The 25,354-nt window shown below is 63.7% G+C and carries 31 protein-coding genes and 1 tRNA gene; 18 read left to right on the top strand and 14 right to left on the bottom strand.

The genetic code is table 11. From position 1 onward, the window contains the following. Together DY926_RS17500 and DY926_RS17495 are read right to left on the bottom strand one after the other, a co-directional pair. Window positions 1–229: hypothetical protein (locus DY926_RS17500; RefSeq protein WP_196778564.1), on the bottom strand; the 229-nt coding region annotated here is incomplete at its 3' end. A 300-nt stretch (window positions 230–529) separates the two neighbouring features. Next, window positions 530–706, bottom strand: coding sequence for a hypothetical protein (locus DY926_RS17495; protein WP_186336063.1), 177 nt, complete (start codon window positions 704–706; stop codon window positions 530–532). A gap of 240 nt (window positions 707–946) precedes the next feature. On the opposite strand from DY926_RS17495, the gene DY926_RS17490 reads away from it, so the two are divergent. Then, complete coding sequence (locus tag DY926_RS17490) at window positions 947–1,123, top strand: hypothetical protein (RefSeq protein WP_186336062.1); 177 nt, start codon at window positions 947–949, stop codon at window positions 1,121–1,123. A 414-nt stretch (window positions 1,124–1,537) separates the two neighbouring features. Further along, window positions 1,538–1,693 (top strand): hypothetical protein, encoded by a 156-nt coding sequence (locus DY926_RS03595; RefSeq protein ID WP_241503035.1) that lies wholly within the window; start codon window positions 1,538–1,540, stop codon window positions 1,691–1,693. On the opposite strand, the gene DY926_RS17485 is transcribed toward DY926_RS03595, so the two are convergent. Both DY926_RS17485 and DY926_RS03590 read right to left on the bottom strand, forming a co-directional pair. After that, entirely contained in the window at window positions 1,690–1,863 is a 174-nt protein-coding gene (locus DY926_RS17485) for a hypothetical protein (RefSeq protein WP_186336061.1), read from the bottom strand. The two genes, DY926_RS03595 and DY926_RS17485, sit on opposite strands and share 4 nt — an antisense overlap. Window positions 1,864–1,932: 69 nt before the next feature. Next, entirely contained in the window at window positions 1,933–3,111 is a 1,179-nt protein-coding gene (locus DY926_RS03590; RefSeq protein WP_116702109.1) for an aldose epimerase family protein, read from the bottom strand. 114 nt (window positions 3,112–3,225) lie between these two features. Between DY926_RS03590 and DY926_RS03585 the strand changes: the two genes are divergently transcribed. Beyond that, window positions 3,226–3,729, top strand: coding sequence for a surface-adhesin E family protein (locus DY926_RS03585; RefSeq protein ID WP_116702108.1), 504 nt, complete (start codon window positions 3,226–3,228; stop codon window positions 3,727–3,729). Window positions 3,730–3,959: 230 nt separating this feature from the next. On the opposite strand, the gene DY926_RS03580 is transcribed toward DY926_RS03585, so the two are convergent. Then, complete coding sequence (locus DY926_RS03580) at window positions 3,960–4,874, bottom strand: hypothetical protein (RefSeq protein WP_116702107.1); 915 nt, start codon at window positions 4,872–4,874, stop codon at window positions 3,960–3,962. Window positions 4,875–5,239: 365 nt separating this feature from the next. On the opposite strand from DY926_RS03580, the gene DY926_RS03575 reads away from it, so the two are divergent. From DY926_RS03575 to DY926_RS03565, 3 genes are all read left to right on the top strand, one after another. Further along, the gene (locus tag DY926_RS03575) at window positions 5,240–5,851 is read left to right on the top strand and encodes a hypothetical protein (protein WP_241503034.1); all 612 of its coding nucleotides are present in this window, start codon (window positions 5,240–5,242) and stop codon (window positions 5,849–5,851) included. Between the two features lie 132 nt (window positions 5,852–5,983). Then, window positions 5,984–6,517, top strand: a complete 534-nt coding sequence (locus DY926_RS03570; protein ID WP_241503033.1) for a hypothetical protein — start codon at window positions 5,984–5,986, stop codon at window positions 6,515–6,517. A gap of 212 nt (window positions 6,518–6,729) precedes the next feature. Continuing rightward, entirely contained in the window at window positions 6,730–8,130 is a 1,401-nt protein-coding gene (locus DY926_RS03565; RefSeq protein ID WP_116702121.1) for a GntT/GntP/DsdX family permease, read from the top strand. Between the two features lie 4 nt (window positions 8,131–8,134). Here the strand turns inward: DY926_RS03565 and DY926_RS03560 are convergent, their stop codons facing one another. Next, the gene (locus DY926_RS03560) at window positions 8,135–10,657 is read right to left on the bottom strand and encodes an excinuclease ABC subunit UvrA (RefSeq protein WP_116702120.1); all 2,523 of its coding nucleotides are present in this window, start codon (window positions 10,655–10,657) and stop codon (window positions 8,135–8,137) included. A gap of 239 nt (window positions 10,658–10,896) precedes the next feature. On the opposite strand from DY926_RS03560, the gene DY926_RS03555 reads away from it, so the two are divergent. Both DY926_RS03555 and DY926_RS03550 read left to right on the top strand, forming a co-directional pair. Beyond that, the gene (locus DY926_RS03555) at window positions 10,897–11,367 is read left to right on the top strand and encodes a hypothetical protein (protein WP_241503032.1); all 471 of its coding nucleotides are present in this window, start codon (window positions 10,897–10,899) and stop codon (window positions 11,365–11,367) included. 306 nt (window positions 11,368–11,673) lie between these two features. Further along, complete coding sequence (locus DY926_RS03550; RefSeq protein WP_116702118.1) at window positions 11,674–11,904, top strand: DUF2171 domain-containing protein; 231 nt, start codon at window positions 11,674–11,676, stop codon at window positions 11,902–11,904. Window positions 11,905–12,197: 293 nt separating this feature from the next. Here the strand turns inward: DY926_RS03550 and DY926_RS03545 are convergent, their stop codons facing one another. Both DY926_RS03545 and DY926_RS03540 read right to left on the bottom strand, forming a co-directional pair. Continuing rightward, entirely contained in the window at window positions 12,198–12,536 is a 339-nt protein-coding gene (locus tag DY926_RS03545; protein ID WP_241503031.1) for a hypothetical protein, read from the bottom strand. 86 nt (window positions 12,537–12,622) lie between these two features. Further along, window positions 12,623–12,940, bottom strand: coding sequence for a helix-turn-helix transcriptional regulator (locus DY926_RS03540; RefSeq protein ID WP_116702105.1), 318 nt, complete (start codon window positions 12,938–12,940; stop codon window positions 12,623–12,625). 117 nt (window positions 12,941–13,057) lie between these two features. On the opposite strand from DY926_RS03540, the gene DY926_RS03535 reads away from it, so the two are divergent. Continuing rightward, a complete protein-coding gene (locus tag DY926_RS03535) occupies window positions 13,058–13,309 on the top strand; it encodes a hypothetical protein (RefSeq protein ID WP_116702116.1) in 252 nt (83 codons plus the stop codon). A 252-nt stretch (window positions 13,310–13,561) separates the two neighbouring features. Here the strand turns inward: DY926_RS03535 and DY926_RS03530 are convergent. After that, window positions 13,562–13,636, bottom strand: a tRNA-Gly gene (locus DY926_RS03530). A gap of 220 nt (window positions 13,637–13,856) precedes the next feature. Here DY926_RS03530 and DY926_RS03525 point away from each other — a divergent pair. Genes DY926_RS03525 through DY926_RS03515 form a run of 3 tightly spaced genes read left to right on the top strand, consistent with a single transcriptional unit; the run spans window position 13,857 to window position 15,825 of the window. Further along, the gene (locus DY926_RS03525) at window positions 13,857–14,819 is read left to right on the top strand and encodes a tetratricopeptide repeat protein (RefSeq protein ID WP_116702104.1); all 963 of its coding nucleotides are present in this window, start codon (window positions 13,857–13,859) and stop codon (window positions 14,817–14,819) included. After that, on the top strand, window positions 14,816–15,583 hold the full coding sequence (locus tag DY926_RS03520; RefSeq protein ID WP_116702103.1) for an LON peptidase substrate-binding domain-containing protein: 768 nt from the start codon (window positions 14,816–14,818) through the stop codon (window positions 15,581–15,583). The genes DY926_RS03525 and DY926_RS03520 overlap by 4 nt, the downstream gene beginning before the upstream one ends. Window positions 15,584–15,627: 44 nt before the next feature. Continuing rightward, a complete protein-coding gene (locus DY926_RS03515) occupies window positions 15,628–15,825 on the top strand; it encodes a Trm112 family protein (protein WP_116702115.1) in 198 nt (65 codons plus the stop codon). A gap of 48 nt (window positions 15,826–15,873) precedes the next feature. On the opposite strand, the gene panC is transcribed toward DY926_RS03515, so the two are convergent. Beyond that, window positions 15,874–16,728, bottom strand: a complete 855-nt coding sequence (gene panC, locus DY926_RS03510) for a pantoate--beta-alanine ligase (protein ID WP_116702114.1) — start codon at window positions 16,726–16,728, stop codon at window positions 15,874–15,876. A 180-nt stretch (window positions 16,729–16,908) separates the two neighbouring features. Here panC and DY926_RS17480 point away from each other — a divergent pair, with 180 nt between their 5' ends. From DY926_RS17480 to DY926_RS03485, 5 genes are all read left to right on the top strand, one after another. After that, entirely contained in the window at window positions 16,909–17,058 is a 150-nt protein-coding gene (locus DY926_RS17480; RefSeq protein WP_186336060.1) for a hypothetical protein, read from the top strand. An 86-nt stretch (window positions 17,059–17,144) separates the two neighbouring features. Then, a complete protein-coding gene (cysG, locus tag DY926_RS03500) occupies window positions 17,145–18,542 on the top strand; it encodes a siroheme synthase CysG (RefSeq protein ID WP_116702101.1) in 1,398 nt (465 codons plus the stop codon). 97 nt (window positions 18,543–18,639) lie between these two features. Next, window positions 18,640–20,703, top strand: a complete 2,064-nt coding sequence (locus tag DY926_RS03495; protein ID WP_116702100.1) for an FUSC family protein — start codon at window positions 18,640–18,642, stop codon at window positions 20,701–20,703. Continuing rightward, a complete protein-coding gene (locus tag DY926_RS03490; RefSeq protein WP_116702099.1) occupies window positions 20,703–20,897 on the top strand; it encodes a DUF1656 domain-containing protein in 195 nt (64 codons plus the stop codon). The genes DY926_RS03495 and DY926_RS03490 overlap by 1 nt, the downstream gene beginning before the upstream one ends. Window positions 20,898–20,909: 12 nt before the next feature. Continuing rightward, complete coding sequence (locus tag DY926_RS03485; protein WP_116702098.1) at window positions 20,910–21,860, top strand: efflux RND transporter periplasmic adaptor subunit; 951 nt, start codon at window positions 20,910–20,912, stop codon at window positions 21,858–21,860. 156 nt (window positions 21,861–22,016) lie between these two features. Here DY926_RS03485 and DY926_RS03480 read toward each other — a convergent pair whose 3' ends face one another. Further along, the gene (locus DY926_RS03480; RefSeq protein WP_116702097.1) at window positions 22,017–22,232 is read right to left on the bottom strand and encodes a hypothetical protein; all 216 of its coding nucleotides are present in this window, start codon (window positions 22,230–22,232) and stop codon (window positions 22,017–22,019) included. A 196-nt stretch (window positions 22,233–22,428) separates the two neighbouring features. Here DY926_RS03480 and DY926_RS03475 point away from each other — a divergent pair, with 196 nt between their 5' ends. Beyond that, window positions 22,429–22,938, top strand: a complete 510-nt coding sequence (locus DY926_RS03475) for a hypothetical protein (protein WP_116702096.1) — start codon at window positions 22,429–22,431, stop codon at window positions 22,936–22,938. A 135-nt stretch (window positions 22,939–23,073) separates the two neighbouring features. On the opposite strand, the gene DY926_RS03470 is transcribed toward DY926_RS03475, so the two are convergent. The 3 genes from DY926_RS03470 to DY926_RS03460 form a co-directional block, all read right to left on the bottom strand. After that, the gene (locus tag DY926_RS03470) at window positions 23,074–23,583 is read right to left on the bottom strand and encodes a nucleoside deaminase (protein WP_116702095.1); all 510 of its coding nucleotides are present in this window, start codon (window positions 23,581–23,583) and stop codon (window positions 23,074–23,076) included. Window positions 23,584–23,739: 156 nt separating this feature from the next. Further along, on the bottom strand, window positions 23,740–24,801 hold the full coding sequence (locus DY926_RS03465; RefSeq protein WP_116702094.1) for a transporter: 1,062 nt from the start codon (window positions 24,799–24,801) through the stop codon (window positions 23,740–23,742). 137 nt (window positions 24,802–24,938) lie between these two features. Beyond that, on the bottom strand, window positions 24,939–25,340 hold the full coding sequence (locus DY926_RS03460; protein WP_116702113.1) for a DUF3597 domain-containing protein: 402 nt from the start codon (window positions 25,338–25,340) through the stop codon (window positions 24,939–24,941). Between the last annotated feature and the right edge of the window lie 14 nt (window positions 25,341–25,354).

Below are 25,354 nucleotides of genomic sequence, written 5' to 3'. Positions count from 1 at the left end.
CCCCCACCGTGGCCACCGCCAGGCCCGCCCCCGCCGGGGCCACGTCCCGGTCCGCCGCCTCCTGGGCCGCGTCCACCGTCATGTCCTCCACCACGGGGGCCACCGCCACGCCCGTCATAGCGTGGGCCGCCACCGCGTCCACGCCAGCCGCCGCCGTAATAGACGGGCACGCCGCCATAATAATCGCCATATCCGCCGTAATAGCCGCCATCATACCCATAACCGCCATAGCCTGCGTATCCGCCATAATAGGGGCCGGGCGGGCCATCCGCGCAGGCGGCGAGACCAGCGGCCAGCGCCAGTGCCGACAGGGGTCGGATCAGTCGTTTCATGGGGCTGGCGTTCCTTTTTTCCATTACGCTTAACAGGGCTGAGCCTGTCAGGTGTGTACCTGTATCAGGAAAAAAGGGTATGAATAAGGAAAGGTTCCGGGCGTGCCGGTATTGATGCGGGCCAGTGGCCGCACGCATCACGACGCGACCGGGCGGCGCGCATTGTCGCGCACTGCCCGGCCGCGTTGTCTGTCTGGTTATTTCAGGCCATCGGCCTTGGCCAGTTCCTTGACCCGGCGCAGCAGGGAGACGGCGTAATCCTCTGCTTCCATCTTGGAACTGAAGCCGGAGAGTGCCTCCGTCAGCCCGCCGATATTTACCTCAAGGCTGTACTTGCCCTGTGCGTCGGGACCACTGGTAGCTGCTTTGCTCATGATGGCGTCCTGTCGTTATGGTAAGCGGGTCACTTTCTGTGCCCGGTCCCTTACAGATAAGATGGGTGCGCCCTGATCCAAGGGGCTTTGCCGCATGCCTGCATGTCGGGTGCCTGTCTTGACAGGGGGGACGGAAATACAGGGGGTATTTCCATCCGGCAGGGCGGGAACAGGCGCATGGAACCTGTCGTGCCCTGCATGCGCCCCGGTGGCGCGGCGTGGAATTGAGGAGGTCATGGAATGAGTTTCAAGGTGGGTGATATTGTCGTGGTCAATGATGATGCCGCACTCAAACCCGAACAGCGCGGCGAGAAGGGTACGGTTGTCGAGATTATAGAAAACGACCAGGTCCGCGTGCGTAATGACAGCACGGGAAATGATGAATGGTTCCCCGCATCGGACCTGCGGCAGGAATAGGTGCGACAGGGGGCGAGACGCCTTCAGTCCCCTTCCCACAGGTGTATCAGGACATAAGGGTAAGCGCGCCATATGCGTACGATATGACGCATATACGCTGTCCATTCCTGCTGGCCGGACAGCGGTATTACCGGCTGGTTCCTGTTTTCCATAGGGCGGGTCCGGCTGGGGGATGCATGAGGCGCGTGCCGTCGTTAACGTGCGTGACAGCCGGGAAATGGCGCGCTGGCAGATCACATCTGCATGATCGCGTGCCTGTTGCGCGACAGGCGCATTGCGGCTGCGCATGCTGTGTTTGGACGACCGGGCCAACAAGGTGATAGAAAGTACGCAACCGGTCTGGAACAGTAGCGGGACCGACAGACAGTGAAGAGATCAATGAACCGCGGCAAGATTTTGAAATGGGCGACGATCATGTCCCTGCTGCTGATGGTTGGCAGCGTGGGCGTTCTGGTACGCGGTATGACGGCGGATGGAATCGGGCCGGTTTCATGGATGGTGGCCGAGGGCCTGGCCGGGCTTGGCCTGCTGGGGATCGGCCTTGTCAACATAAGTGGTGGCCGGGACTAGTTGCCCATTCCCGGCCCGCCGGAACCACCCGGCCCGTCATCAGGCGCGTTCTGGCCCGGTGACCCGGTCACGCCGCCCACGCCGCCGCTCTGGGTGGCATCGGCCGGTGGCTGGTTCGCCTGACATGCACCGAGGCCGGCAAGCAGCAGCAGCACGGTAATTTTCTTCATTTCAGCTTCCTGTATCACTTCGCGGCCACGGGGCGGATGAGGGCGGACAGCAGGATGCAGCCCGCGCCCTTAACCGTGGGCGCGGGGTTCCGGTTCCACCCCGAGGCGATAGATGGTCGTCTCATCATAAGTCTGGCCCGGCCATAGTTCTATACCCGGGAAATTCGGGTGGTTGGGGCTGTCGGGATAATGCTCGGCCTCAAGGGCCACGCCATCGGTCTGGCGGTAGGTCCGGCCGGAGGGGCCTGTGTAGCGTCCGTCAAGCGCATTGCCCGTATAGACCTGCAACCCGGGCTGGGTGGTCAGCACATCCAGCGTCCGGCCCGATGCCGGGTCCACCAGGCGCGCGGCCAGCACCGGAACGGATGCAGGCCGGGCGTTGACAACCCAGTTCTGGTCATAGCCGTGGGTAATCATCATCTGCGGTGTCGTATCGCGCAGCCGCTCGCCAATGCGGTGGGGCGTGCGGAAATCGAGTGGTGTGCCCGCAACCGGTGCGATGGTGCCCAGCGGGATCGAATGGGCATCCACCGGGGTGTAACTGTCCGCGTTGATGCGCAGTACGTGGTTTTCGACCGAACCGCTCCCCTCGCCACCGAGGTTGAAATAGCTGTGGTTCGTCAGGTTCACGATGGTGGGGCGGTCGGTTGTTGCGCGGTAATGCAGCGAGAGTTCGTTGCGGTCATTGAGCGTAAAGGTCACATGCGTGCTCAGCGTGCCGGGAAAACCCTGGTCCCCGTCCGGGCTGACAAGCCCCAGCGTCACGCTGGCGTCATGCGCGGTGGCCGTGGTGCCTTCGACCGTCCAGACATGCTTGTCAAACCCGATGCGCCCGCCATGCAGGGCGGTGGTCCCTTCGGTGGCGGGGATGTGGTAGGTATGGCCATCAAGCCGGAAGGTGCCCTGCGCGATCCGGTTGGCCACCCGCCCGACCGTGGAGCCGAAGAACAGCCCACCCTGCGCGCTGTCCCCGGTGTAGCCCGCCAGCGTCGGGAAACCCAGCACGACATCCGCTACATGGCCCGCGCGGTCTGGTGCCTCGATGGCGGAAATGGTGCCGCCATAGGTCAGGATCTGCACGCGCATGCCCGTTATGCTGGCCAGCGTGAACCGTTCGACCGCCTGTCCGTTCGCGGTGGTGCCAAACGGCGCGCGCGCCAGCGTAACGGGCAGCGGGGCAGCCTGCGCCATGATGGCGGGCAGGACCAGCAGGGCGGCCAGGGGCAGGGCATAAAAAAAGGGCTTCATGAACCATTTCCGTCATCTGGGGGCGGAGAACTGCTGTTCCGGGCTGTTTGGCTTGCTGCTATCGACCTGATCCTGCAAAACAGTGTCATCAATCAGGGTCCGGCACGCGCGGGCATGACCCGCACGCATGAAAGGGAGAAAATGGAATACAGGGTTGCAGTGGTCATGATGGCGGCGGGTATCGCCTGCGGCGGCATGGCGGCTGGTGCGCGCGCGGCTGAGGTACAGCAGGGACAGCCTGCATCCCCTTCCGCCCATGGCAGCGCCAGACTACAGAAATTGCCGCCCTATCAGCACAACGTCAATGAATATATCGACCTGGCTTCGGTGCAGGTTCACGGCACCCATTCATCCGCCACGTTCATACAGGATTTTGACGAGGATATGCTCCGGCACGGGCTGCCGTTCGCCTCGGTTCAGTTTTCCGTCATGTATGACTGTGCGGCGGATACCTATCGTACCCTGTCCTATTCCACATGGTCGGGCCACATGGGCACGGGGCACCGGATAGCCGATGGCCCGGTGCCGCGTGGCGAGATGACGGTTGATCCTTCGCTGCGTGATGGCCGGCGTATTGCCTGCGCACGTGTCAGCACCGGCCATCATGGCGCGGATTGATGTCCCGCCTTGTGGATGGTTGGGCGGATAATGTGGATAAGGGCGTGGATGACTCGGCCGGTTGCAAACCGCATGGCGGGGAAAACAGCTAAAAACAGGCAGATCACGCCCTGTGGATAGTCACGGGCGGGCATGATCCGTCCGGCCATGCCATCATATGCCCGCAGGTGTAAAGGCGGGGAAGAACAGGACGGAATTGCCGGGTACGGGCCTTTCAGGCGGCCCGCTGTTTACCGATGGGCCGCCGGGTCGGGTGCGGCCCCGCCTTCGCCGGTATTCTTGAGGGGCAGGATATCGTCGCTACCGCTGGAGCCGGAGACAAGCTGCCACTGCTGGCGGTCATCCTGATAGCGCGACAGGCACATGAGCAGCGCCTGATACTTCTCCAGCCGCCCCGGGTCAGACACAAGCGACAGGCAGGCCCCGCGCAGGTCACTGTCGTAACGGGTCCACTGGGCGGTCAGGGCGGCCTGGCTTTTCTGCTCGGCCGTTACACATTCACCATCCGTGTCCTGCATTTCCACATGGGCCCGGTCACAGTTGGCGGCAATGTCGTACTGCGGCAGCGTAATCCGGCGGCCATGCTGGGTGTCGTAGGGGTGATGGGCCAGTTTTTCTATGTCCATCCCCGGCGGCGGCGGTGCAGGGGCTGGCCCCAGCGGCGGGGGCAGGTTCTCGCCATGCGCCTGCGCGTATTTCGCCAGGTCATCCAGCGCGGCAGCGCCTCCCGCGACCGAAAAGGAAACCGGTTCATGCTCGTAGGGGAGCAGCGTGCCGGTGTGCGCCGTCTTCAGCGCCGCGACCAGCGCGGGCACGTTGTCGGGGCTGAGGTCGCCCCCCGCCGTGTCCCATTTCTGGCCGTTCAGGAAAGTCTGGAGCGCTATGGTGAATTTACCGATCACCACCATGGCCGTCTGCGCGCCGGTGGGGTTGCGGTAGTGGCCGTGGCGCTGGTGGATGGCAAGGCCGACCGTACCGCTGGCCGAGCGGTAGAACATGACATCCAGCGAACCCTGGTGGGAGATGACCATCGGCTGGCCCTCCACCCCGCTATTGGCGAAGATCCAGTCCGGTTCAGCCGCCTGCGCACAGGGCGCGGCGCACAGGGTCCCGATTGCCAGGATGGCAGCAGGTAGCAGGCGCATCCCGGCTTTTTCCTTCCTTGGTGCGTAAAAAACGTATTCTGGCCGCGCATGATAACGGCGGCGCGGGCGCAGGCCAATGCCACGGGCGGGCCGGACTGGCCTGCGGACAGTGAAAATGAAAATCTTCTTTACTATTATTGGTACGCCCGACATGGCAGGTAGGACCCGGATGTTGACATGGTTTGTCGCAGATTTGCCATGATCCTGCGTCATGGTCCTTTCGCCCGGTCAGGCGGGGCGGGCATGTTGTGACCGTTTGCGTATCCGGAATTGTGACAATATATGTCAAAGTCACGTAACAGTGACAGTATGGTTTTTCACCACCCCGATTCGTCGGTCTTTGTTGCAATGGGGATTGTTGCAAAGTGATTAGGAAGCAGAATTTTTTCCTGGCCTGTCTGGCGCTTGTCTCCTTCTCTGGTGGGGCAATGGCCCAGTCATATGACGACAGGCCGCAGGCCGTGCCCGTCGCCATGCAGCCAGAAGAGGTGAACAGCGGAGCCAGCCCCTCCCAGATGCTGGTGGACGAACGCGCCGGCGGCTGGGTCGCGATCCATCACACGCCCGATGCGGGGGTACATACCGACCTGTGCATTGCCGGGTCGGAGAGCGAGATCCTGATGTTCCGCGCCGATGCGGATTCGCTGCAGGTGCGCAGCGCCGATGACCACTGGACGCTGGCCACAGGGGAAAAGGGCGACATGACCGTAACCGTCGGCGCCTATACCCGCGTGTTCCACATGCAGGCCAATGACGCCACGACCCTTGCGGCCGACATCAAGCCCGCTGACCTGACCGGCCTGCTCGACGCCATGGCGCGGAACCATGTGGCGGTGGTGAAATTTGGCGACCACACCACCCTGAGTGTCGGGCTGTCGGGCAGCGTGCCGGTTCTGGACCGCTTCCGTGGCTGTGCGGAAACCCAGCATTTTGCCGATCTGGGGCAGGGTGCCGGGCAGAAGTCCTCCCCTTTCTGATCTCCCTGTAACCGCTGCCGCGTGCATGGCTGCCCGCACGCTATGCCGTGGTGACATTGGCGGCATGTATGGCAGAAACTTCCTTTCGGATCGCCAGCGCGGGCTGGCAGCGAAAGAGAAGGAATACGGGACGTGAGGCGACGTTTTCATTCCGGCGTGCTGGCCGGGCTGGCCATGGTGGCCGCGGGCATGGCCAGCACCCCGGCCATGGCACGCGAAACGAAGGCGCGACATGCGGCCCCTCCCGCCCCGGTTACGGAACTTGATGTCGCCACGTTCCAGACGGCGGCGGGCCAGTATGTGGGCAAGCCGGTGCGTGTGAGCGGATGCTACATTACCTCCGCCAGTTCAGGCGGGGCGGACTGCGCCGCGTTCCGCATTGCCGACCTGCCGGGCAAGGTGGACTGGAACGGCTCGGTCCCGCTTGATGGCCCCACGATGGAGGAATCCTCCTTCCGCAAGGCGCAGCAGATATGTGGGGACACCGGCCGCCATGACCAGTGCCGCGCCGAAGTGACCGGCGATGTGTACGATCCGTTCGGGGATATGGGCGTGCAGGGGCAGCGTAATTTCGAGCTGCGCAATGTCCGCATCCACTGGCTGGCCGAACCCGCCCCGCAGGAAAGTGAAAAGAAGCACCGGCACGCGCCGGAACACCAGTCCTGACCACCTGCTCCTGACCGCAATAGGCTGAACGGCGGCGGGCGGGCTGCTGTTCGGCGCGCCTGAACACTGTCCCGCCGTGCCGTTCCATCGGATCGTGCGCGTTTGGGCGTGCGTTGCTTTTCATGCGTGGCAGCATTGCGGGGCATGACGGTATGCCTGATAAGGGGATGGAGGCCGGGCGAGACTGGCCGTTCCTTTGCACGGACCCCCCCATGACTCCGCTTGCGCTGATCCTGACCGGCACCGGTTCCATTGCCGTCCTGCTCCTGCTCATTCTCCGGGCGCGACTGCACCCCTTCGTGGCGCTGCTGGTTGTTGCGGTGGGGGTTGCGCTGCTGACCGGCATGCCCGTGGCGAAGCTGGCCGATGCGATCCAGGGCAGCATGGGCCGCACCATGGGCCATATCGCCATTATCGTGGCGCTTGGGGCCATGATCGGCCGGATGATCGACCTTTCCGGCGGGGCGGCGGTGGTGGCGGGCACGCTGGTGCGCCGCGTGGGCAGCGCCCATGTGCCGCTGGCGCTGGTCATTGCCGCCTTCGGGGTGGGGATTCCGGTTTTCTTTGAGGTCGGCGTCATCATGCTCATGCCACTGGTCTATGGCATGGCGCGGCAGACGGGCCGCCCGCCCGCCATATTCGGCATCCCGATGGCCGTGACCATGCTGACGGTGCATGCGCTCCTGCCGCCGCATCCGGGGGCGGTGGCCGTGGCGGGCGCGCTGGATGTGGGGGCTGGCCACATGCTGCTGCTGGGCCTGCCGCTGGCAGCGGTGGTGACCGGGCTGACCTATGTCTTTACCCGCCCGATCATGGCACGCCCCTTTGGCTGCTCGGCCGATATCCGCGCCGTGGTGGATGAGGCGCGGCATGCCCGCCAGACCGATGACGTGGCGGATGAACCCGCCCGCCTGTTCATGCAGGCCAGCGCGCGCAGGCCGGTCAGTGGTGTCGAGATCGCTACGGTCATCATCGTGCCGGTGGTGCTGATGGTGGCGGGCACGCTGGCAGGGGAACTCATGGCGCCGGGGCGGATGCGCTCGGTGCTGGTGTTTGCGGGTATTCCCTTTGTCGCCCTTGGGCTGGATGTGATGCTGTGCGCGTGGCTGCTTGGGCTGCGGCGTGGCATGGCGCTGGCCACGGTGTCCGATGTGGTGGCGGCGGCGCTGCCGGGCACGGCCATCATCATCCTGATCACGGGGGCTGGCGGCGCGTTTGCGCAGGTATTGGTGGGCAGCGGCGTGGGCGATGCGCTGGGCACCTTGCTGGCCGCGACGGGGCTGCCCCTGCTGGTACTGGCCTTTGTCCTGACCATGATCCTGCGCGTGGCGCAGGGACCGACCACGGTGGCGCTCATGACCACGGCGGGCATCCTTGGCCCGCTGATCGGGCGCATGCACCTGGACCAGACCCATCTGGCGCTGGTGGCGCTGGCCATGGGGGCGGGCGGCATGGCGCTGTCCCATGTCAATGATGCCGGGTTCTGGATCGTGACGCGCATGTGCGGCGTAACCGTGCGCGAGGGATTGCGGAGCTGGAGCCTCATGACACTTGTGGCCGCATTGCTGGCGTTTGGTGGTGTCTGTGCCCTGTGGGGTGTGCTGCCGGGCTGAATGTTCAGCCCGTCAGGGGCAGCAGGAACGGGGCCGTCCGGCTGCCCTGCGCGCGCGCGACATCATGCGGCGTGCCCGCGGCGACAATGCGTCCCCCGTCATCGCCCGCGCCCGGCCCCATGTCGATAACCCAGTCACCACGCGCGGCCACGCGCATGTCATGCTCGGCCACCATGACCGTATGGCCTGCATCGACCAGCGACTGAAGGTGGATCTGGAGCCGGTCCACATCGGCCGGGTGCAGGCCGGTGGTCGGTTCATCAAGGATATAGAGCGTGTGGCCGCGCCGCTGCTTCTGCAGTTCGGTGGCGAGCTTGATGCGCTGTGCCTCCCCGCCCGAAAGTTCGGTCGCGGGCTGCCCCAGCCGGAGGTAGCCCAGCCCGCCCTGCCGCAGGGTGCCAAGCGCCGCGCTCAGGGCGGGGGTGTCGGCAAAGAACGTGCTGGCTTCATCCACCGTCATGTCCAGCACGTCGGCAATGGATTTGCCCCGGAGCGTCACCTCCAGCACATCGGGCTGGTAGCGCGTGCCGTGGCATGTGGGGCAGGGTGAATAGACGCTGGGCAGGAACAGCAGTTCCACCATGACCGATCCCGCGCCCTCGCATGTGGGGCAGCGTCCCTTGGGCAGGTTGAAGGAGAAGCGCCCGGCATCGTAATGCCGCGCGCGGGCAAGGTCGGTCGCGGCGTATATCTGCCGGATGGTGTCGAACAGGCCGGTATAGGTGGCAAGGTTGGAGCGCGGCGTGCGCCCGATGGGTTTCTGGTCGATCATGACCAGCCGTTTCACGGCACTCAGCCCCGCGGCCACCTGCCCCTGTGGGGTGCCGATGGGGCGGTCCTCCAGGTTTTCGGTGTCCGTGTCCTCGGGCGGTTTCTGGCCCAGCGCCCGGGAAAGGAGGGCGGGAAGCGCCTGGCTGACCAGACTGGACTTGCCCGACCCCGAAAGGCCCGTCACCGTGATGAACGTGCCAAGCGGGATCTCCACGGCCAGGTCATGCAGGTTGTTCCACGTGATCCCCGTCAGTTTCAGCCACTGTCTGGCTTTGCGTGGGGTGCCCGCGATGGGTGTGGTGCTCTCGGTAAGATAGGGTGCCGTGCGTGAATTCGGCACGGTGCGCAGTCCCGCGGGCGGGCCGCTGTACAGCACCTCGCCCCCGTGCGTGCCCGCATCGGGGCCGACATCGACAATCCATTCCGCGCGGCGGATCAGGTAGAGGTTGTGTTCGACAAGGAACAGGGAATTTCCCGTCGCCTTCAGTCCCATCAGCGCGTCCAGCAGGTTATGGGCATCGGCCGGGTGCAGCCCGCTGGAGGGTTCATCAAGCACATAGACCACGCCAAACAGGCTGGAGCGGATCTGCGTGCCCAGCCGCAGGCGCTGGTATTCCCCCGGTGAGAGCGTGGTCACGGCGCGGTCGGCCTGCAGGTAGCCCAGCCCCAGATGCTCCAGTACCGCGATGCGGGCGATCAGGTCGGTTGCGATGCGGCGGGCGGCAATGGCGGTGGCCTCGCCTGCCTGCGGGGTGTCATCGGGCTGGAGCGTGCCGTCCGCCAGCGGGGCCAGCGTGCGGGCAATGGCCGAAAGCGGCAGCCGGGTCATCTGGGCAATGTTCAGCCCGGCCAGTGTCACGCGCAGCGCATCGGGGTTAAGGCGCTGGCCATGGCAGGTGGGGCAGGGCGTTGCGGTCAGGAAGCGTTCGGCCCGCCTGCGCATGTTGGCGCTTTGTGATGTGGCGAAGGTATGCAGCACATAGCGCCGCGCGCCTGTGAACGTGCCGTTATAGGCCGGGGGGATGTGGTCATGGATCGCACGCTGCACGGCGGCATGGTCCAGCCCCGGATAGACGGGGAAGGTGGGCGTTTCCTCCGTATAGAGTATCCATTCCCGTGTCTTTTCCGGCAGGTCGCGCCACGGGCAGTCCACGTCCACCCCCTTGGTGATCAGGATGTCACGCAGGTTCTGCCCCTGCCACGCGGTGGGCCAGGCGGCTACGGCGCGCTGGCGGATGGACAGCGTATCGTCAGGCACCAGCAGTTGCGTGGTCGTGTCCATGATGCGGCCCTGCCCGTGGCATTGCGGGCAGGCCCCGGCGGGCGTGTTGGTGGAAAAGGATTCCGCTTCAAGCCGTTGCATGCCCGCCGGGTAATGGCCCGCGCGGGAATAGAGCATGCGCAGCAGGTTCGATAGCGTGGTGATGCTCCCGACCGAGGAGCGGCCCGTTCCCGTGCCGCGCTGCTGTTGCAGGGCGATGGCGGGGGGCAGCCCTTCTATCGCGGTGACATCGGGCACCGGCATCTGGCGGAACAGCCGCCGGGCGTAGGGGGAGACCGATTCAAGGTAGCGGCGCTGTGCCTCGGCATACAGGGTGCCAAAGGCGAGCGAGGATTTGCCCGAACCCGAAACCCCCGTGAACACCACCAGCCGGTCACGGGGCAGGTCCACGTCCACATCCTTCAGGTTGTGCTCACGCGCGCCGCGCACATGCACGAAACCTGTCTGTGCCCCCGGCGTGGTGGCGGGGGGCATGGGTGTGGGGAACTGCGGCATGGGATCGGGCCTTTATGCAGAATGCCAGAAAACGCCAGCGTCTGGCGCTCCCATTCCTGTTAACGGATTTCAGGAGGCTGGAACAGGGACTTGGTATTATCGCACGTTATGTATTTGATGGAGATATGATCCTGTTTCTCCTGCTTGACCGATGGGGACAGTCAGCGCATCAGGAAAGGCAGGGTTATGACAATCTGAATGATCGGGGCAGGCGAAGCATGAAAAGGTTCATCATACTGGGCGTATCCCTGTCCCTGTATTCGGGGTGTCTGGGTACCACGGGGGCATGGGCGGCCGGTCACGGGGGCGCATCCGCGCTGGTGGCCGAGGGTGAGCGCCGCGCGGCGGCCACCCTTGCGGACCCGCATGTCGCCACGTTCCGTAATGTCGCGGTCCACACCATGGATGGTGCATCCGTAGTGTGTGGCGAAATGGCGGAGCACAACCCGCCAGCCGATGGGGTGTTCAAGAAATTCGGCTACGTACAGGGTCAGGATGACCCGGTCGTCTTCAGCGGGCGTGACGTGCCGCAGAAGATCGAGTTCAATGAGGTCAATGCCTGGCTCAATGACAGCATAAAGCTGGAAGACCTGGAAGAAATGGGCTGCGTGCCCAAAGGTACGTACCACCGTTATAATGAGGACCTGAACAAGGTCATGTCCCAGCGCCACCAGTTTGGCGTGGACTGACAGCATGATGAAAAGTAACCCTGCTTTTGTTTTATAAATAAAAGCGGGTGAAAAGGCGGTTCTATTTCCTATAGTTCAGGAACACGTGCTGTGTGATCCTGAACTGGTCGGAGCTTATCCATTTCCATTATGGGCATAAGATGGAGCCCGGTCTGGTAAAGCGGGAATAGTACTGGTAGGCAACTTGTGTCCCGACCACACGTTGCATAACGATGGGCATCCGGGGGCATATCCATTGTGCGGGTTACGCCCGCAGAATGAACAATGCCCCTGACCAATTCCATACAGGACAGGGAAAGGGAAAATATGACGGAAATGAATCAGGCCATGCTGGGTCAGGATGTGATCGCAGCGGGCACGGGCCGCATGGGTACCCTTACCGCAGTCAATGCCGATGCGACAATTCAGGTGACCGTGGATGGCCCGGCGGAAAGTGCCTTCACCATTCCGGTGTCATGGGTGCAGTCCACCGATAATGACAAGATCGTGCTGAACCATACGGTCGAGGACGTGCAGTCCTATACCCCGCCTGCGTAAACCGCGCTGGCTGTAATGATACAGGCAGGAAGGCAGGCAGCGGAACACCCGCGCAAATGGCGCGGATGACGGATCTGTTCCGTATGCCTGCTGGCCATGCTGCTGCTTTTTGGGGCCACCTGAACGGCCCCCAAAGAATACCCTGAAATCATAAAGAAGTTTTTGGTGAAGCTTTTTTCAAAAAGCTTCAGGAAACGCCGCCTTTTTTGAAAAAAAGGCGGCACTCGAAAACGTTTTATATTCCTATCTCAAATACCCTTCAGCATACGCCGCATGCCCGAAGGAAATGGCGGTCAGTCATTATTCAGGGTGCGGTCAATCGAACGACCGGCTTTTTCCGCCGGGCCTTTCGGCGGGTCCAGTTTGTCCTGCACCTTGTCGCCAAAACGATCCACTTTTTCACCCACGGTTTCGTTGTGTCGCTTGCACCCGGCCAGACCCTGACTGGCCAGAACCAGGGCCAGCGCCATAAGGGCGAGTGAGCGTGTTCCCCGCCGGGCAGGACGTTGTGCGGTCATTGTGCGTGATCCGGATGGTGTGGTGGCGTTCTGTCCCACCTGATCATGATGCAGGGACAGGCGGATATGGATGTCATGAATGGTGTTGTCGCGGGTATCGGGGGGCACGTTCATATCCGGAGGGTCCTGATGCGCTGTGATGCTCAGGTAAAGCGGGTGGGCGACGGGCGGGTTCCGGACAAACATAAATGTGAGCAAATTTATCCGAACATGGCGCGACATTCCGGGCACAGGCGCAGGAAACGGCCATCGGCTACAAAGGCAGTGTCACAGTTCAGGCAGTTGCGCCGCACCTGGTCGGGCCGGTCCATCGGTATGGCGTGGCGAATCCTGTGCCGGCGCAGATAGGCCTCCAATGTCTTGATGTTCAGGCCCAGCCTGCGCGCTGTCTCGCGGGTGGAGCAGCCCTGCATGCGCAACTGCGTGACGGCGGGCATGAGGGCGCGCCAGTCAACACGGGGTGGGCGGGTGCGGCGTGGCGCCGGGGCGGGTTGTGTGGTTGTGTGCGTATTTTCCATACACAATCTGTGCTAAAAAAACACACATACAGCAAGGAAATAAATCCGCGCAGGAGAATTCCGTCAGGGCCTGCATCCAATTTGTGTATTTTTATCATACAAATGGAGGCGCTTTTCATGCACGACCCCTACCTGCCCGATAACTGCACACAGGCTTCCCTTGATGCCCGATTCGAACCCGAGGAACCCGCCTGGGTGGCGCGCTACGTGGTCCAGCTTGCCCACCGGCGGGACCGGCTCATGGCCATGCGGGCGGAACTGTCCGCCACCCGTTTTGACGGGGTGTACGACAATACCGATATCGTGGGCTATCTTGATGATGAGATTGAGACGGTCCGCATGGCCATGGTCAATCCCGTTGGGCATTAGGCGGCATGCGGGGCGGTGCAACCTGACTGCACAAAAGGGCTGATCTGGAACGGACTATTGATGAAAGAAGATAAAAGTTTTTAGGTGCCGCCTTTTTTCAAAAAGGCGGTGTTGCCAGAAACTTGCTTTTGGCTGCGGGAATATTCCTGCGGCTGCGCTGCAAATGGGCATGCATCGGGCAAGGGGCCCAAAACGACGAAAGCCGCCTTGCGGCGGCTTTCTCGTGTCCGTCTGATTTCCTTGGAGGAAATCTGGAGCGGGCGATGGGATTCGAACCCACGACCCCAACCTTGGCAAGGTTGTGCTCTACCCCTGAGCTACGCCCGCGCTCCGTCGCGGTGAGGCGGTGTTTACGGTAAACAATCAGGGTGCGCAAGGGGGATAAAACGTTTTTTGTGATTTTTTTTCATCCCACCCCGATATGGTTGCGGGCACGCGATAGAATGACAATCTATGATGTAGCGACAAGAACCGGCCATCATGGGTATCAGGGCAGATGCCGCCCCCTTTCCCATGCTGGCTGCAGACCGACAGGATACCGAACCACATGGACTACATTATCGGCCAGACACCACGGCCCGCCACTTCCGGACCGGCCGCCGCCCGGACGGGTGGCGCGCCCGACCCGGTGATGGAGGGCAGCCAGAACACCTTCATGCGTGATGTGGTGGAAGCAAGCCGCAACATGCCCGTGCTGGTCGATTTCTGGGCTACGTGGTGCAACCCGTGCAAGCAGCTTACCCCCGTGCTGGAAAAGGTGGTACGTGCGGCCGGTGGGCGGGTGCGGCTGGTCAAGATTGATGTGGACGCCAACCGCGCGCTGGTGCAGCAGCTTGGCCAGATCGGCCTGCCGGTCCAGTCGGTTCCGCTGGTCGCGGCTTTCTGGCAGGGACAGATCCTTGACCTGTTCCAGGGCGCCAAGCCGGAGAGCGAGGTACGCCGCTTTATCGAGGGCGTGCTGAAGGCAGGCGGCGGTGCGCTGCCCGCGGCAGACTTGATCGACGCGGCCCGCGCCGCGATGGAGGAAGGCCGGGCGGAAGCGGCGGCGGGCCTGTTCTCGCAGGTGCTGGAAATCGAGCCGGAAAACCCCACCGCATGGGGTGGCCTGATCCGTGCCTTCATTGAAATGGGCGAGGACGAAGGCGCTGAAACCGCGCTTAACGACGTACCCCCGGCCATTGCCGACCATGCCGAGATAACTGGCGCGCGCGCGGCCCTTGAACTCAAGCGCGAAGGCCGTAAGGCCGCCGAGGCAGCAGAGGAAATCCGCGCGCGTATCAAGGCCAACCCGAAGGATTACGCCGCCCGCTTCGAACTCTCCGCCGCCCTGAACGCCGCAGGCAAGCGCGCGGAAGCCGCCGATGAACTGCTGACCATCATGAAGGAAGACCGGCAGTGGAATGATGATGCGGCCCGCCTGCAGCTCATCCGCCTGTTCGAGGCATGGGGCCAGACCGATCCCGCCACGGTCGCCGCACGGCGGCGCATGTCCTCGCTGCTGTTTTCGTGACGCGGTATGACAGAAGGGGAACCGTCATAATCCACGATGACATCCCCCGCCGCATTCCCCAGCTGGGGGAAATGACGCTGGCGGATTTCCCGGCGGAACTAGGGCTGTTCCCGCTTGACGAGGCCCTGCTGCTGCCGCAGGGGCGCCTGCCGCTCAATGTGTTCGAGCCGCGCTATATCGCGCTGGTGGAGGACGCGCTGGCTGGCAACCGCCTGATCGGCATGATCCAGCCCCGCCCGTTTGACGGCATGGAAGATACCGGCCCCGATGATGACATCGATGCGGGCATGGATGATGGCCACAGCGACACCCCGCCACTGTACGGCATTGGCTGCGTGGGCCGCATTACCGCCATGACCGAGCGCATGGATGGCACATACGCCATTACGCTTACGGGCATCGCGCGCTTCCGCCTGCTGCGCGAGACTGAGCTGCGCCGGGGTTACAGGGTGGGGCGGATTGACGCCTCATCCTTCGTGGCGGACCTGACGGATAGCGGGGATGACATTCCCTTTGACCGGGAGGGGCTGCTCAACGCACTGCATGATTTCTGCGAGTCGCAGGGCGTAAGCACGCAATGGGACGCGCTGCGCCAGATGGACGATGCCGCCCTTCTGGTCACGCTGCCCATGATCTGCCCGTTTGGCACCGCGCCGCGCCAGATGATGCTGGAAGCCCCGACCCCCGCCGCCCGCGCGCAGATCCTGCGCAATCTGCTGGACGGGGCTGGACATGAGCCTGAGGAGGGTGCATCCCCCTCATGACCGATGTCGCATGAATGATCGCAACCTGCATGGGATATGCCGCCATGACCGAAACGACGCCCCCCGCACCGCCGCTTGATTCCCGGCTGCTGTCCATTCTTGTCTGCCCCGTGACCAAGGGGCCGCTGGTCTATGACCGTGAGGCCAGTGAACTGATCAGCAAGCGCGCGGGGCTGGCCTTTCCGGTGCGTGACGGTATCCCCATCATGCTGCCCGATGAGGCCCGCAAGCTCGACGCCTGATACGCGCGGGATAAGGCCGGGAAGCGTCTCCCGGCCCCGAAGCCTCCGTCAGCCCACGGGCGGGACGGGCACGCCATCTATCAGCCGCACGCTCCCCATCCACGCCGCCGCCAGCAGGCGTGCGCGCGTATCGGGGGCCATCTTACCCACGGGTTGCAGGTCGGCCTCGGCCCGTAGTTCCACATAATCCACCGGATCAAAACCGGCGGCGGCCAGCCGGGCCGTGGCCTGCGCCAGGGTTTGCGCCACATCCGCCCCCGCCGCGATCTCGCGCGCGCAGTCTTCCAGCGTGCGGGGCAGGGTCAGTGCCGCCTTGCGCTGTTCCGCGTCCAGCCGCCGGTTGCGCGATGACAGGGCCAGCCCGTCCGGCTCCCGCATTGTGGGGCAGGTCACGATCTCGATCGGCAGATCAAGGTCGGCCACCATGCGGCGAATGACCTGCACCTGCTGGAAATCCTTTTCCCCAAAAAAGGCGCAGTCCGCCAGCGTCTGCATGAACAGCTTGCACACCACTGTCGCCACGCCATCAAAATGCCCTGGCCGCGCGCCGCCGCACAGCCCTTCCGACACGCCGGATACGGTAATGCGGGTGGCGAAGCCGGGCGGGTACATCTGCGCCGCCGTGGGGGCGTACAGCACATCCACCCCGGCATCGGCCAGCAGGCGGGCATCCGCCTCCAGCGTGCGGGGGTAGGTGGTCAGGTCATCGGCGTTGTCGAACTGCATCGGGTTGACGAAAACCGTGGTGATGACGCGGTCCGCCTGCGCGCGTGCCGCGCGCACCAGCGACAGATGGCCCGCATGCAGCGCGCCCATTGTCGGCACCACGCCCACGCGCAGCCCGGCCTGTTTCCATGCCCTGACACGCATGCGCAGGTCGTTCACGGTATTTATGGTTTCCATGGGCTGCATCCACGCTGTTCCTTTCCACGGCCCCGGCATGCGGGGGCAGGCCGGGCGGATGGTGCTTACCACCATTCCCGCCCCGGTGTGAGGGGGGCGGCCGACATCAATTCATGTATTGGCGTGGTGGTGGCAGGGCTTTTCTGCTATGTCGGCCATTGCGTCATGCAGGAGGTTTTTTTGGCCCGTTTTCTTCCCGTTCTTGGTCTCTGCGCCATCATGCTGTCGCTGGCCGCATGCGCCACCAACACGCCGGGATCGGTCAAGGACCGTTCGACATGGGCCCGCTGGGGATATGTCGAGGGGTTGAAGAACGTCGCCTCCCACTGATATGGCGCGGCATGCCGCACCATATGCCATGACTGCCCCGCCTTTCACCAGCTACGGGATGCCGGCGTGACCGGCTGTTTGACTGTATGACCAATATTTCCGAACCCGCATGGTTCCCCCTTGCGCTGCGTCTGGACAATGTCCGGGTGCTGGTGGTGGGCGGGGGCATGATCGCCGCCAACAAGGTGCGCCTGCTGCTGGCGCACCGCGCGCGGGTGCAGGTCATCGCCGCCCGTCTGGATGACGAGATGCGCCGGTGGGAGGAGGAGGGCACGATCACCCATATCGCCACCAGCGCCGACGCCACCACGCTGCGCGACGCGATGCCGGGCTGCCGTCTGGTCTATGCCGCCACCGATGACCGCGAGATCAACCGCGCGGCGGCATCCATCGCGCATGAGATGAACATTCCCGTCTGCGCGGTGGATGACCCGCTGCCCTCCAGCTTCATCACGCCCGCGCAGATCCACCGGGGCCTCGTGCGCATCGCCATCTCGACCGGGGGGGCAGCGCCCGTGCTGGCGCGTCGCCTGCGCGAACAGGTGGAAAGCGCCATACCCGAGGGCACGGGTGAACTGGCCCTGTTCATGCAGGCCCAGCGTGAGTATGTCGGCCGCGTCTGCCCTGACATCGTGCGCCGCAGGCGGGTATGGGAAACCTTTCTGGACGGGGCGGGCGCGCAGGCGGCCCGGCAGGGCGAAACCGCCCGCGCGCGCGCCATACTGGATGACATCATCGCCGGAACCACCGCGCGTGGCGAGGTCTGGCTGGTGGGCGCGGGGCCGGGTGATCCGGACCTGCTGACCCTGCGCGCGCTGCACATGATGCAGAATGCGGACAGCGTGCTGTATGACCAGCTTCTCTCCCCCGCGCTGCTGGACCGGGTGCGCCGGGATGCGGAACTGGTTTTCGTGGGCAAGCGCCGCAACAGGCACACCATGCCGCAGGAGGAGATCAACGCCGAACTGGTGCGCCGCGCGCAGGCGGGCCAGCGGGTCCTGCGCCTGAAGGGGGGCGACCCGTTCGTGTTCGGCCGCGGCGGTGAGGAGATCGAGGCCCTGATGGACGCGGCCATCCCCTTTCAGGTCGTGCCCGGCATTACGGCGGCAAACGGGTGCGCGGCCTATGCCGGTATCCCCCTGACGCACCGCGACTGCGCGCAGGCATGCATGTTCGTGACCGGCCATGCCCGCGCCGATGGCACGCTGCACCTGCCATGGGACAGCATGGCCCGGCCGGGGCAGACGGTTGTCATCTACATGGGCGTATCCGCCCTGCCTGCGCTGTGCGCCCAACTGATGGATCACGGCCTGCCGCCGGACTGGCCTGCCGCGATTGTCGAACGCGGCACCCGCGCGGACCAGCGCGTGCTGACCGGAACACTGGGCACGCTGGTCCAGCAGGCAACCGGGGCAGGTATAGGCAGCCCTGCGCTGATCATCGTGGGTGAGGTCGTCCTCCACCGTGTGGTCTCCCCGGCCTGAGCGGCGGGCGGATACTTTCGTGTTCATGATTTGTTATGAATATACAGCAACTTTGGGTGTATCAGGTACAGTAAGCCACTGAACGGTCAGGGAGCCCATGCCAGACATAGAGGCAGGAAGCGCACGACGCCTGCACGACATGGCGCGCGCGTTCTTACCATGGGTGGACAGGCTGCCCCCGGGCTGGGCGGGTTTCAGCCTGCGTACGTGGTGTTCCCTTGTCATCGGGCTGGCAACGGCCTTCTGGGTCCAGATCGACAACCCGCTGCTGGTGGGGGTTACGGTCATGATCCTGGCGCAGCCGCTGCGCGGGCAGGCCCTTTCCAAGGCATTTTACCGGCTGCTGGGCACGGTCGTGGGCATGGGCGTGTCCATTGTGCTGGTGGCGGTCTGGAATGAACAGCGCGGGCCGTTTCTGGGCGGTGTGGCGCTGTGGCTGGCCGCCTGCGCATTCGTGGGCTCGCTGGAGCGGGATTTCCGCTCCTATGGCGCGCTGCTGTCGGGCTATACCGTGGCGCTGGTGGCCGTAAACTGCATTGACCGGCCGCAGGATGTCTTCAACGTCGCCCTGTCGCGCGCATCGGCCATTTCCATCGGGGTGTTCGCGGTGGCGGTGGTCAACATCATGTCCGGCTCGCCCGAGGCATGGCGCGGGCTGGCGGACGGGCTGAAACAGTTGACCCGCCCCATAAGCGAGACCGCGCGTGCCGCACTGGTGCACATGTATGACCGTGGCGCACAGGCCGATGTGCAGCTGGCCGCGCGCATCCTCGCGCTGACCACGAAGCTTTCCTACGCACGCACGGAACTGGAAGGTGGCGGCGCACGGGCCAACGGCGCGCGGCTGGCCATGGTCTCCATGCTGACGGTGCTGGACTGTGCACGTGGCCTTGGCCGCCATACGGGGCATGGCAATATCCATCCCGTCATTGAGCAGGCCATTGCCCGCATCGCCAGCCAGACCGACCTGCGCACCGACCAGGCGGGATTCAGTGCCCATATCCTCGACAGGATGCGCGCGGAACTGCCCCACCACATTCCCAATGCGGATGAAGCCTTCGCCATCGAACGCGCGGCCCGCATGCTGGAGGCCCGCACCGGTATCCATGCCGGGCAGGCCCGGCTGGCGGGGGAGGAAGGGCGCTTTCCCAATACCGGCACCGTGCGGATCGCCACGCAGCCCAATTACGGGCTGGCGCTGATTGGCGCGCTGCGGGTGCTGATCGGTTTTTCTCTGGCCGCCGGGGTCTGTGTCATCACCGGCCTGCCGGGGGCGACGGTGGCGCTGGCCCAGACCGCGCTGACCCTGACACTGGCTGCAACGAACGTGGATACGGCCCGCTTTGGCATGGGGGCCGTGATCGGTATCCCGTGCAGCGTGCTGACGGCGGCGGTGCTGAACTTTGTCGTGCTGCTGCACGGGGCGGACATGCCGTTCCTGGCCCTGAGCCTGCTCCCGCAGACACTGGTGGCCTGCCTGCTGCTCATGCGCCCCACAACGGCGGCCATCGGTTTCAATTACGGGGTGTTCTTCTTCGCCATACTGGGGCTGGACAACCACCAGAGCTATAACCCGACCGAATTCCTCAACCGCAACATCTTCTACCTGCTGGCGGCCCTTCTGGCGTTCATCATCCTTGTGCTGCTGTTTCCGCCTTCCCCGCGCAGGCAGCGGTTCTGGATGGCCGCGAGCATCGTGCGCGCGCTGGAACGCCAGATGGCCGGGCGCGGCGAGGCCGAAGGTGCCCCCCGCCTGACCCGCGCCTATGACCGGCTGGCCCAGGTGCAGTTCTGGATCGAACGCCTGCCGCCCACCCCCACCAACCGCAACCAGATGGAAAGCTTCGCCGCCTTTACGGAACTGGACAGCGCGCTGGCCCGTGCGCGCGCCTATGCCAGGCAGGCGCGCAGGATTGGCATGCTGCGCCCCGCCGCCGAGATCGCGCAGCGCGAACTGGTCCTGCATGCCCCGTGGGATGTGACCCGGCAGATGGAAAGGGCGCTGCAGGCCGTGCCCGGCCCCACGCGCCACCTGCCCGAACAGACGCAGTACGCGGCGGTGAACCTCATGGCGGGGCTGAACGCGGTGCAGCGTGCGTGGCAGGCCGCCCGGCCGCACCTGCAGCATTATGGCGTCATTGATGGACGGAAGGCAGGCTGATGCGACAGGTTGTTGATGTGGAGGGCGTGCTTGTTTCCGCCTTTGTCATGAACCTCGGGCTGGCGCTGTGTACGCTGTTCGTGCTGCGGGCCGTGCTGTCATGGCTGCGGCTGTGGCGGTTCGTATGGAACCCGCCACTGGCGCAATTCGGGCTGCTGATCTGCCTTGTTGGTCTCTATACACTGATCCTGTGAAAGAATACTGACTTGTTCGCTTATGCAAACCGTCTTGTACGTCTGGCCATTACGCTGATCATCCTGCTTGTCGCGATGGTCGTGGCGGTCGTGCTGTGGGATTACTATACCGCCTCTCCGTGGACACGGAACGGGCAGGTCCGCGCGCAGGTGGCCAATATCGCGCCGCGCATTTCCGGCCAGATCAACGAAGTGCGCGTGCACGATAACCAGTTCGTCCACAAGGGCGACATCCTGTACGTGATCGACCCGTTCGACTTTCAGGTAAAGGTGGATGTCGCCACCGCCGCCGTGAATGAGCGCCGCGCGGACCTGGAGTTCAAGACATCACAGTTCGAGCGCCGCCAGCAGATTTCCGGCGTTGCGGTGTCGGGTGAGGAAAAGCAGCAGTTCGAAGCCGTGGCCGAACAGGCGGAAGCGCAATATGCCGCCGCGCTGGCGGACCTGCGGCAGGCGCGCATCAACCTTGAACGGACCGAGGTGCGCAGTTCGATCAATGGCTACATCACCAACCTGACCATGCGTTCAGGCGACTATGCCAATGCCGGGCAGGTCAACATCCAGATCATCGATACCGATTCCTACTGGGTGGATGGCTATTTCGAGGAAACGAAAATCCACGCCATCAGGACAGGCGACCCCGTGCGGCTGGATCTCATGGGATTTCATGAACCGCTGTTCGGTCATGTGGAAAGCATTACGCGCGGCATCGCCAGCAACAACGCCACCACCTCGACACAGGGGCTGCCCGCGGTGGACCCGGTCTATACCTGGGTGCGGCTGGCGCAGCGTATTCCGGTGCGGGTCCATATCGACCGGGTGCCACCTGACCTTGTGCTGGCAGCGGGCATGACCTCCACCGTTACCGTGGTCTCGGCCGCGGGCAACCGCCGCCATATGTCCATCCGTGACGCGCTGCGCCATGTGGGCGACGATATCCAGCATCTGGTGGGGCATCGTTAACGCCCCCGGCGGTATCCTTATCCACAGATTCGGGGGACGAATATCCGGGCAACCCTGTGGATAGCCCTGTGCGCAGGCGGGGATAATGTGAGGAAACCCGGCGACTCGTGAACAGGGGCCGGGAGTCTTTCCCCCGGTCCATATGGCGCCCGGATTTCAGGAACGGGGCGGCAGCGAATACGGGTCCGGCTGGGCCGGAGCGGCCGTCATGCCCATGCGGTGGGCGCGGTACATCAGTCCGTGCCCGCGTTTTTCAATCAGCACGCCACGGTGCTGAAGTCTGTCATTGCCAATGGCGTAACCCATTTCACGGACGATCTGACCGCGCAGCACCTGCAACCACCCCCGCAGGGCAAGCTTCATCCGTTCCATGCCGCAGGCTCCCTTTCATCTCCAAGTCAGTCATTGCCTTCATGGCAGATAGGATTTATTTGCATGACTTTCAAGGGAACCCACGTGGATCGGAAGGTTATTTTTATTTAATTCATGTCATGACATGTAATTTGCGGCCATTGACGTGCGGCGGCAGACCCCATCCATGCCACGGATGCAGGGAACCGGTCCGGACATGGGGGATATCTTGCGTTATCTGTTCCTGATTCTTGCCCTTGCTGGCAGCTATTGCGGCACGGCTGCTGCCCAGACGCCAGCGGCCCAGGTGGTCAGCACATTATTTGCCGACAAGCTGACCATGATGGATCTGGGCCTGATCCGCGCCGAACGCGCCATGCAGCATGAAATCGACAGCCTGCCCGACAGCTATGACAGTGACCTCGCACCCGTGGCCGATTTCGACCCGCGCCGGAACAGCATCCTTGTCGGGATCTGGTACGAAAACCATGACAGCTTCAACCGCGACCAGTGCGGCAAGCTGCTGGACACGGTCCGTAAATCCTTTGGCAACCAGCCGACCACCATCGTGGCCTCATGGTTCCGCCATCATGGTTACACATCCCTGCGTGATGCGGGGCAGTTCTACATGGGGCTGCGCAACATCATCTGGCTGGTCGTAACGGATGGGGAGCGCGCCTGCTCCTATTCCATGGCCAGCGGGCAGCAGACCGTGACCGGGTTTTAGGTTCCGGGTGATTTTCAGGCAGTCAGAAGAAAGTTTTTGGTGAGGCTTTTTCCAAAAAGCATCAGGTAACGCCGCCTTTTTGAAAAAAGGCGGCACCCAAAAACTTTTATTATTCTTGCTACAGTCTTTGGGAAATCAGGCTTCCTTGGTGCGCCAGAACGTGCGCTGGAGTTCTGCCGCCTCTGCCTCCAGCATCGGGCCAATGACCTCTACCGGGCGCTGGCCTGCGGCAAACACCGTGCGGCAGGGCAGGTCGAGTGTCGGGTTTTCCGGGTGGTTGCCGGTCATTTCCTTCAGGTCGTGTTCACTCTGCCCGAACACGACGCGGCCGATCCCGCTCCAGTACACCGCCCCCGCACACATCGCACAGGGTTCGGCGGAGGTGTACATCGTGCATGACGCCAGTTCGGCAGGCGGAAATTTCTTGGAAGCGCGCGTGGCCAGCAGGCGCTCCGCATGCGCGGTCATGTCGCCGCCTTCCGCCGTGTAGCCATTGCCCTGTTCCAGCACGACATTGCCCTGCCCATCCACCAGAATGCAGCCAAAGGGATGGTCACCCCCCAGCCGCGCCTGCTCCGCCACGGCAAAGGCGCGCCGCAGGAAATGTTCATGGTCAAGGGCGGGCAGGCAGGTGGAATCGGTCATTTCATATCCAGGCAGGTCTAGGGGCGGGATGGCTTATGGCATCCTGAACATGACGGTAGCAGCGCGGCAGGCGGCTGAGAAGGACATATGATCGTAATGAAATATGTCCCTCTCCCCATGCCGCCGGGACATTCCATATGCTGTGCGGGCCATGGCTTACAGCAGCTTCATGACCTTGAGCAGCAGCCATGTAATCATCATGAATATGAAGCAGATGCCCCCCGCCTCGACCGTGCCCAGTTCGCCCGAGGCTAGGAACATGCCGCCGGTATTCATGCCGAAAAAGCCGGTAACGAAGGTTGCGGGCAGCATGAGCGTGGTCACGATGGACACGGTGTAAAGGCGGCGGTTGGTTTCTTCCGCCTGGCCCGATGCCAGTTCGTCCTGCAGGGAGCGTGCGCGGTCCTGTAGCGCCAGCAGGTCATCAAGGGCCGCATGGATCTGGCGTTGGGAACGGTCGCGTATGTCATCTTCCGCCCATTCGGGCAGTTCCAGATCCTCGTTATGGAAAATACGGTCCACTGGCGAGATGACGCGCCGCAATTCGGTCGAACGGCGGCGCACGCGCCCGATCAGCCCGCTTATGCGCCCGAAATCCGTGTGCTGGTCCAGTGTCAGCAGCAGGTCCTCGGCCCGGTCGAGCTTGTCATCGAGCATGGCGATATTGCGCCGCACCGTATCGGCGAATTCCAGCAGGGTATAATCCACCACCTCGGCGGGGGAATCGAATGAATCGGAGCGTTGCAGCACACGATAGACCATGCCAAGTGCGGGGACCGGCTGGCGGCGTGTGGTGATCAGCAGGTTGGGCAGCACCGCGAAGCGCCATGCGGAAAGGTTCTTGTCATCTTCCGACATTGCATCGTCAAAGCCCGGCAGTGCGCCGTACACGATGTCGCCTTCCGCCTCCACGTTCGTGCCGCGGTCGGTGCTGCCCAGCGCAAGCCGTACCTCCTCGGGCAGGCAGGGTATGGACTGGATGTGGGCGCGGCTGGCCGTATGGACAATATCGTAATGCAGCCAGACCCATGATTCGGGACCGGCGGGGGAGCCGCCATCCAGCGCGTGGACAATCTGCTCGTCATCCAGGCGGACGGGGCGGTGGCCCGGCTGGCAGGCGATGGCCCAGACCAGCCCGTTGGAAACGGAGGGGGCCGACGGCATGTCCGACGACAGGGATGCGCTGTCGGTCAAGGGGAAATCGGGCACGGTCTCCATCGCGTATCCCTCCATCATGCCGCGTGTCGCGGTGGTCGTGTCGGTTCTGTCCGGGGCCATACGAAACGGGCGGGCAGGTGTGGCGTGGCCGCTGGCCACCCACCTGTCCGCCCGCCCGGCAACAATCCCGCCCGGTACTATTTCAGCAGGTCGGGGGAAACCTTGCCGCCGTTCTGCGCCAGTTTGTGCATGACCTGTGCGTGCAGCCAGATGTTCATGGACGCGGAATCGTTCGTATCCCCGTCATAATGCAGTTCGGCCGCCAGTTCCTTGCGCGCGGTCAGGGAGCTGTCCAGCCCCAGAAGCTTGAGCAGGTCAACGATGGATGTCTGCCAGTTCAGCTTTTCCGGGTTCTTCGCGGCCATTGCGCTCAGGACTGCATCCACATCCACCGGCTGCGCGGGGGACGGGGCAGGGGTGGCCGCAGGCGTGGCGGGCGTGGCCGTGGCTGCCGGGGCCGCCGCCGGTGTTGTGGCGGCGGCATGGCCAAGGCCCGTGTACGCGAAGATCTTGGACATGATTGAACCAAAGATGCTCATGGTCTCGTTCTCCA

The sequence above is a fragment of the Komagataeibacter melaceti genome (genome assembly GCF_003403295.1).
Lineage (GTDB): Bacteria > Pseudomonadota > Alphaproteobacteria > Acetobacterales > Acetobacteraceae > Komagataeibacter > Komagataeibacter melaceti.
Note: the sequence above shows the minus strand (reverse complement) of the source record. Positions and strands in the feature narration are given on the sequence as shown.

Bases quoted from the DNA above. Each gene is read 5' to 3' on its own strand.
- DY926_RS17495 (WP_186336063.1), bottom strand. From the start codon at position 706: ATGAGCAAAGCAGCTACCAGTGGTCCCGACGCACAGGGCAAGTACAGC.
- DY926_RS03470 (WP_116702095.1), bottom strand. From the start codon at position 23,583: ATGACCGATTCCACCTGCCTGCCCGCCCTTGACCATGAACATTTCCTG.
- DY926_RS03595 (WP_241503035.1), top strand. From the start codon at position 1,538: ATGTCCCTGCTGCTGATGGTTGGCAGCGTGGGCGTTCTGGTACGCGGT.
- DY926_RS03550 (WP_116702118.1), top strand. From the start codon at position 11,674: ATGACGGAAATGAATCAGGCCATGCTGGGTCAGGATGTGATCGCAGCG.
- DY926_RS03495 (WP_116702100.1), top strand. From the start codon at position 18,640: ATGCCAGACATAGAGGCAGGAAGCGCACGACGCCTGCACGACATGGCG.
- DY926_RS03545 (WP_241503031.1), bottom strand. From the start codon at position 12,536: ATGAACGTGCCCCCCGATACCCGCGACAACACCATTCATGACATCCAT.
- DY926_RS03525 (WP_116702104.1), top strand. From the start codon at position 13,857: ATGGACTACATTATCGGCCAGACACCACGGCCCGCCACTTCCGGACCG.
- DY926_RS03465 (WP_116702094.1), bottom strand. From the start codon at position 24,801: ATGGAGACCGTGCCCGATTTCCCCTTGACCGACAGCGCATCCCTGTCG.
- DY926_RS03555 (WP_241503032.1), top strand. From the start codon at position 10,897: ATGAAAAGGTTCATCATACTGGGCGTATCCCTGTCCCTGTATTCGGGG.
- DY926_RS03460 (WP_116702113.1), bottom strand. From the start codon at position 25,340: ATGAGCATCTTTGGTTCAATCATGTCCAAGATCTTCGCGTACACGGGC.
- DY926_RS03585 (WP_116702108.1), top strand. From the start codon at position 3,226: ATGACCCGCACGCATGAAAGGGAGAAAATGGAATACAGGGTTGCAGTG.
- DY926_RS03480 (WP_116702097.1), bottom strand. From the start codon at position 22,232: ATGGAACGGATGAAGCTTGCCCTGCGGGGGTGGTTGCAGGTGCTGCGC.
- DY926_RS03490 (WP_116702099.1), top strand. From the start codon at position 20,703: ATGCGACAGGTTGTTGATGTGGAGGGCGTGCTTGTTTCCGCCTTTGTC.
- cysG (WP_116702101.1), top strand. From the start codon at position 17,145: ATGACCAATATTTCCGAACCCGCATGGTTCCCCCTTGCGCTGCGTCTG.
- DY926_RS03590 (WP_116702109.1), bottom strand. From the start codon at position 3,111: ATGAAGCCCTTTTTTTATGCCCTGCCCCTGGCCGCCCTGCTGGTCCTG.
- DY926_RS03580 (WP_116702107.1), bottom strand. From the start codon at position 4,874: ATGCGCCTGCTACCTGCTGCCATCCTGGCAATCGGGACCCTGTGCGCC.
- DY926_RS03565 (WP_116702121.1), top strand. From the start codon at position 6,730: ATGACTCCGCTTGCGCTGATCCTGACCGGCACCGGTTCCATTGCCGTC.
- DY926_RS03535 (WP_116702116.1), top strand. From the start codon at position 13,058: ATGCACGACCCCTACCTGCCCGATAACTGCACACAGGCTTCCCTTGAT.
- DY926_RS17485 (WP_186336061.1), bottom strand. From the start codon at position 1,863: ATGAAGAAAATTACCGTGCTGCTGCTGCTTGCCGGCCTCGGTGCATGT.
- DY926_RS03540 (WP_116702105.1), bottom strand. From the start codon at position 12,940: ATGGAAAATACGCACACAACCACACAACCCGCCCCGGCGCCACGCCGC.
- DY926_RS17490 (WP_186336062.1), top strand. From the start codon at position 947: ATGAGTTTCAAGGTGGGTGATATTGTCGTGGTCAATGATGATGCCGCA.
- DY926_RS03560 (WP_116702120.1), bottom strand. From the start codon at position 10,657: ATGCCCCCCGCCACCACGCCGGGGGCACAGACAGGTTTCGTGCATGTG.
- DY926_RS03475 (WP_116702096.1), top strand. From the start codon at position 22,429: ATGGGGGATATCTTGCGTTATCTGTTCCTGATTCTTGCCCTTGCTGGC.
- DY926_RS03515 (WP_116702115.1), top strand. From the start codon at position 15,628: ATGACCGAAACGACGCCCCCCGCACCGCCGCTTGATTCCCGGCTGCTG.
- panC (WP_116702114.1), bottom strand. From the start codon at position 16,728: ATGGAAACCATAAATACCGTGAACGACCTGCGCATGCGTGTCAGGGCA.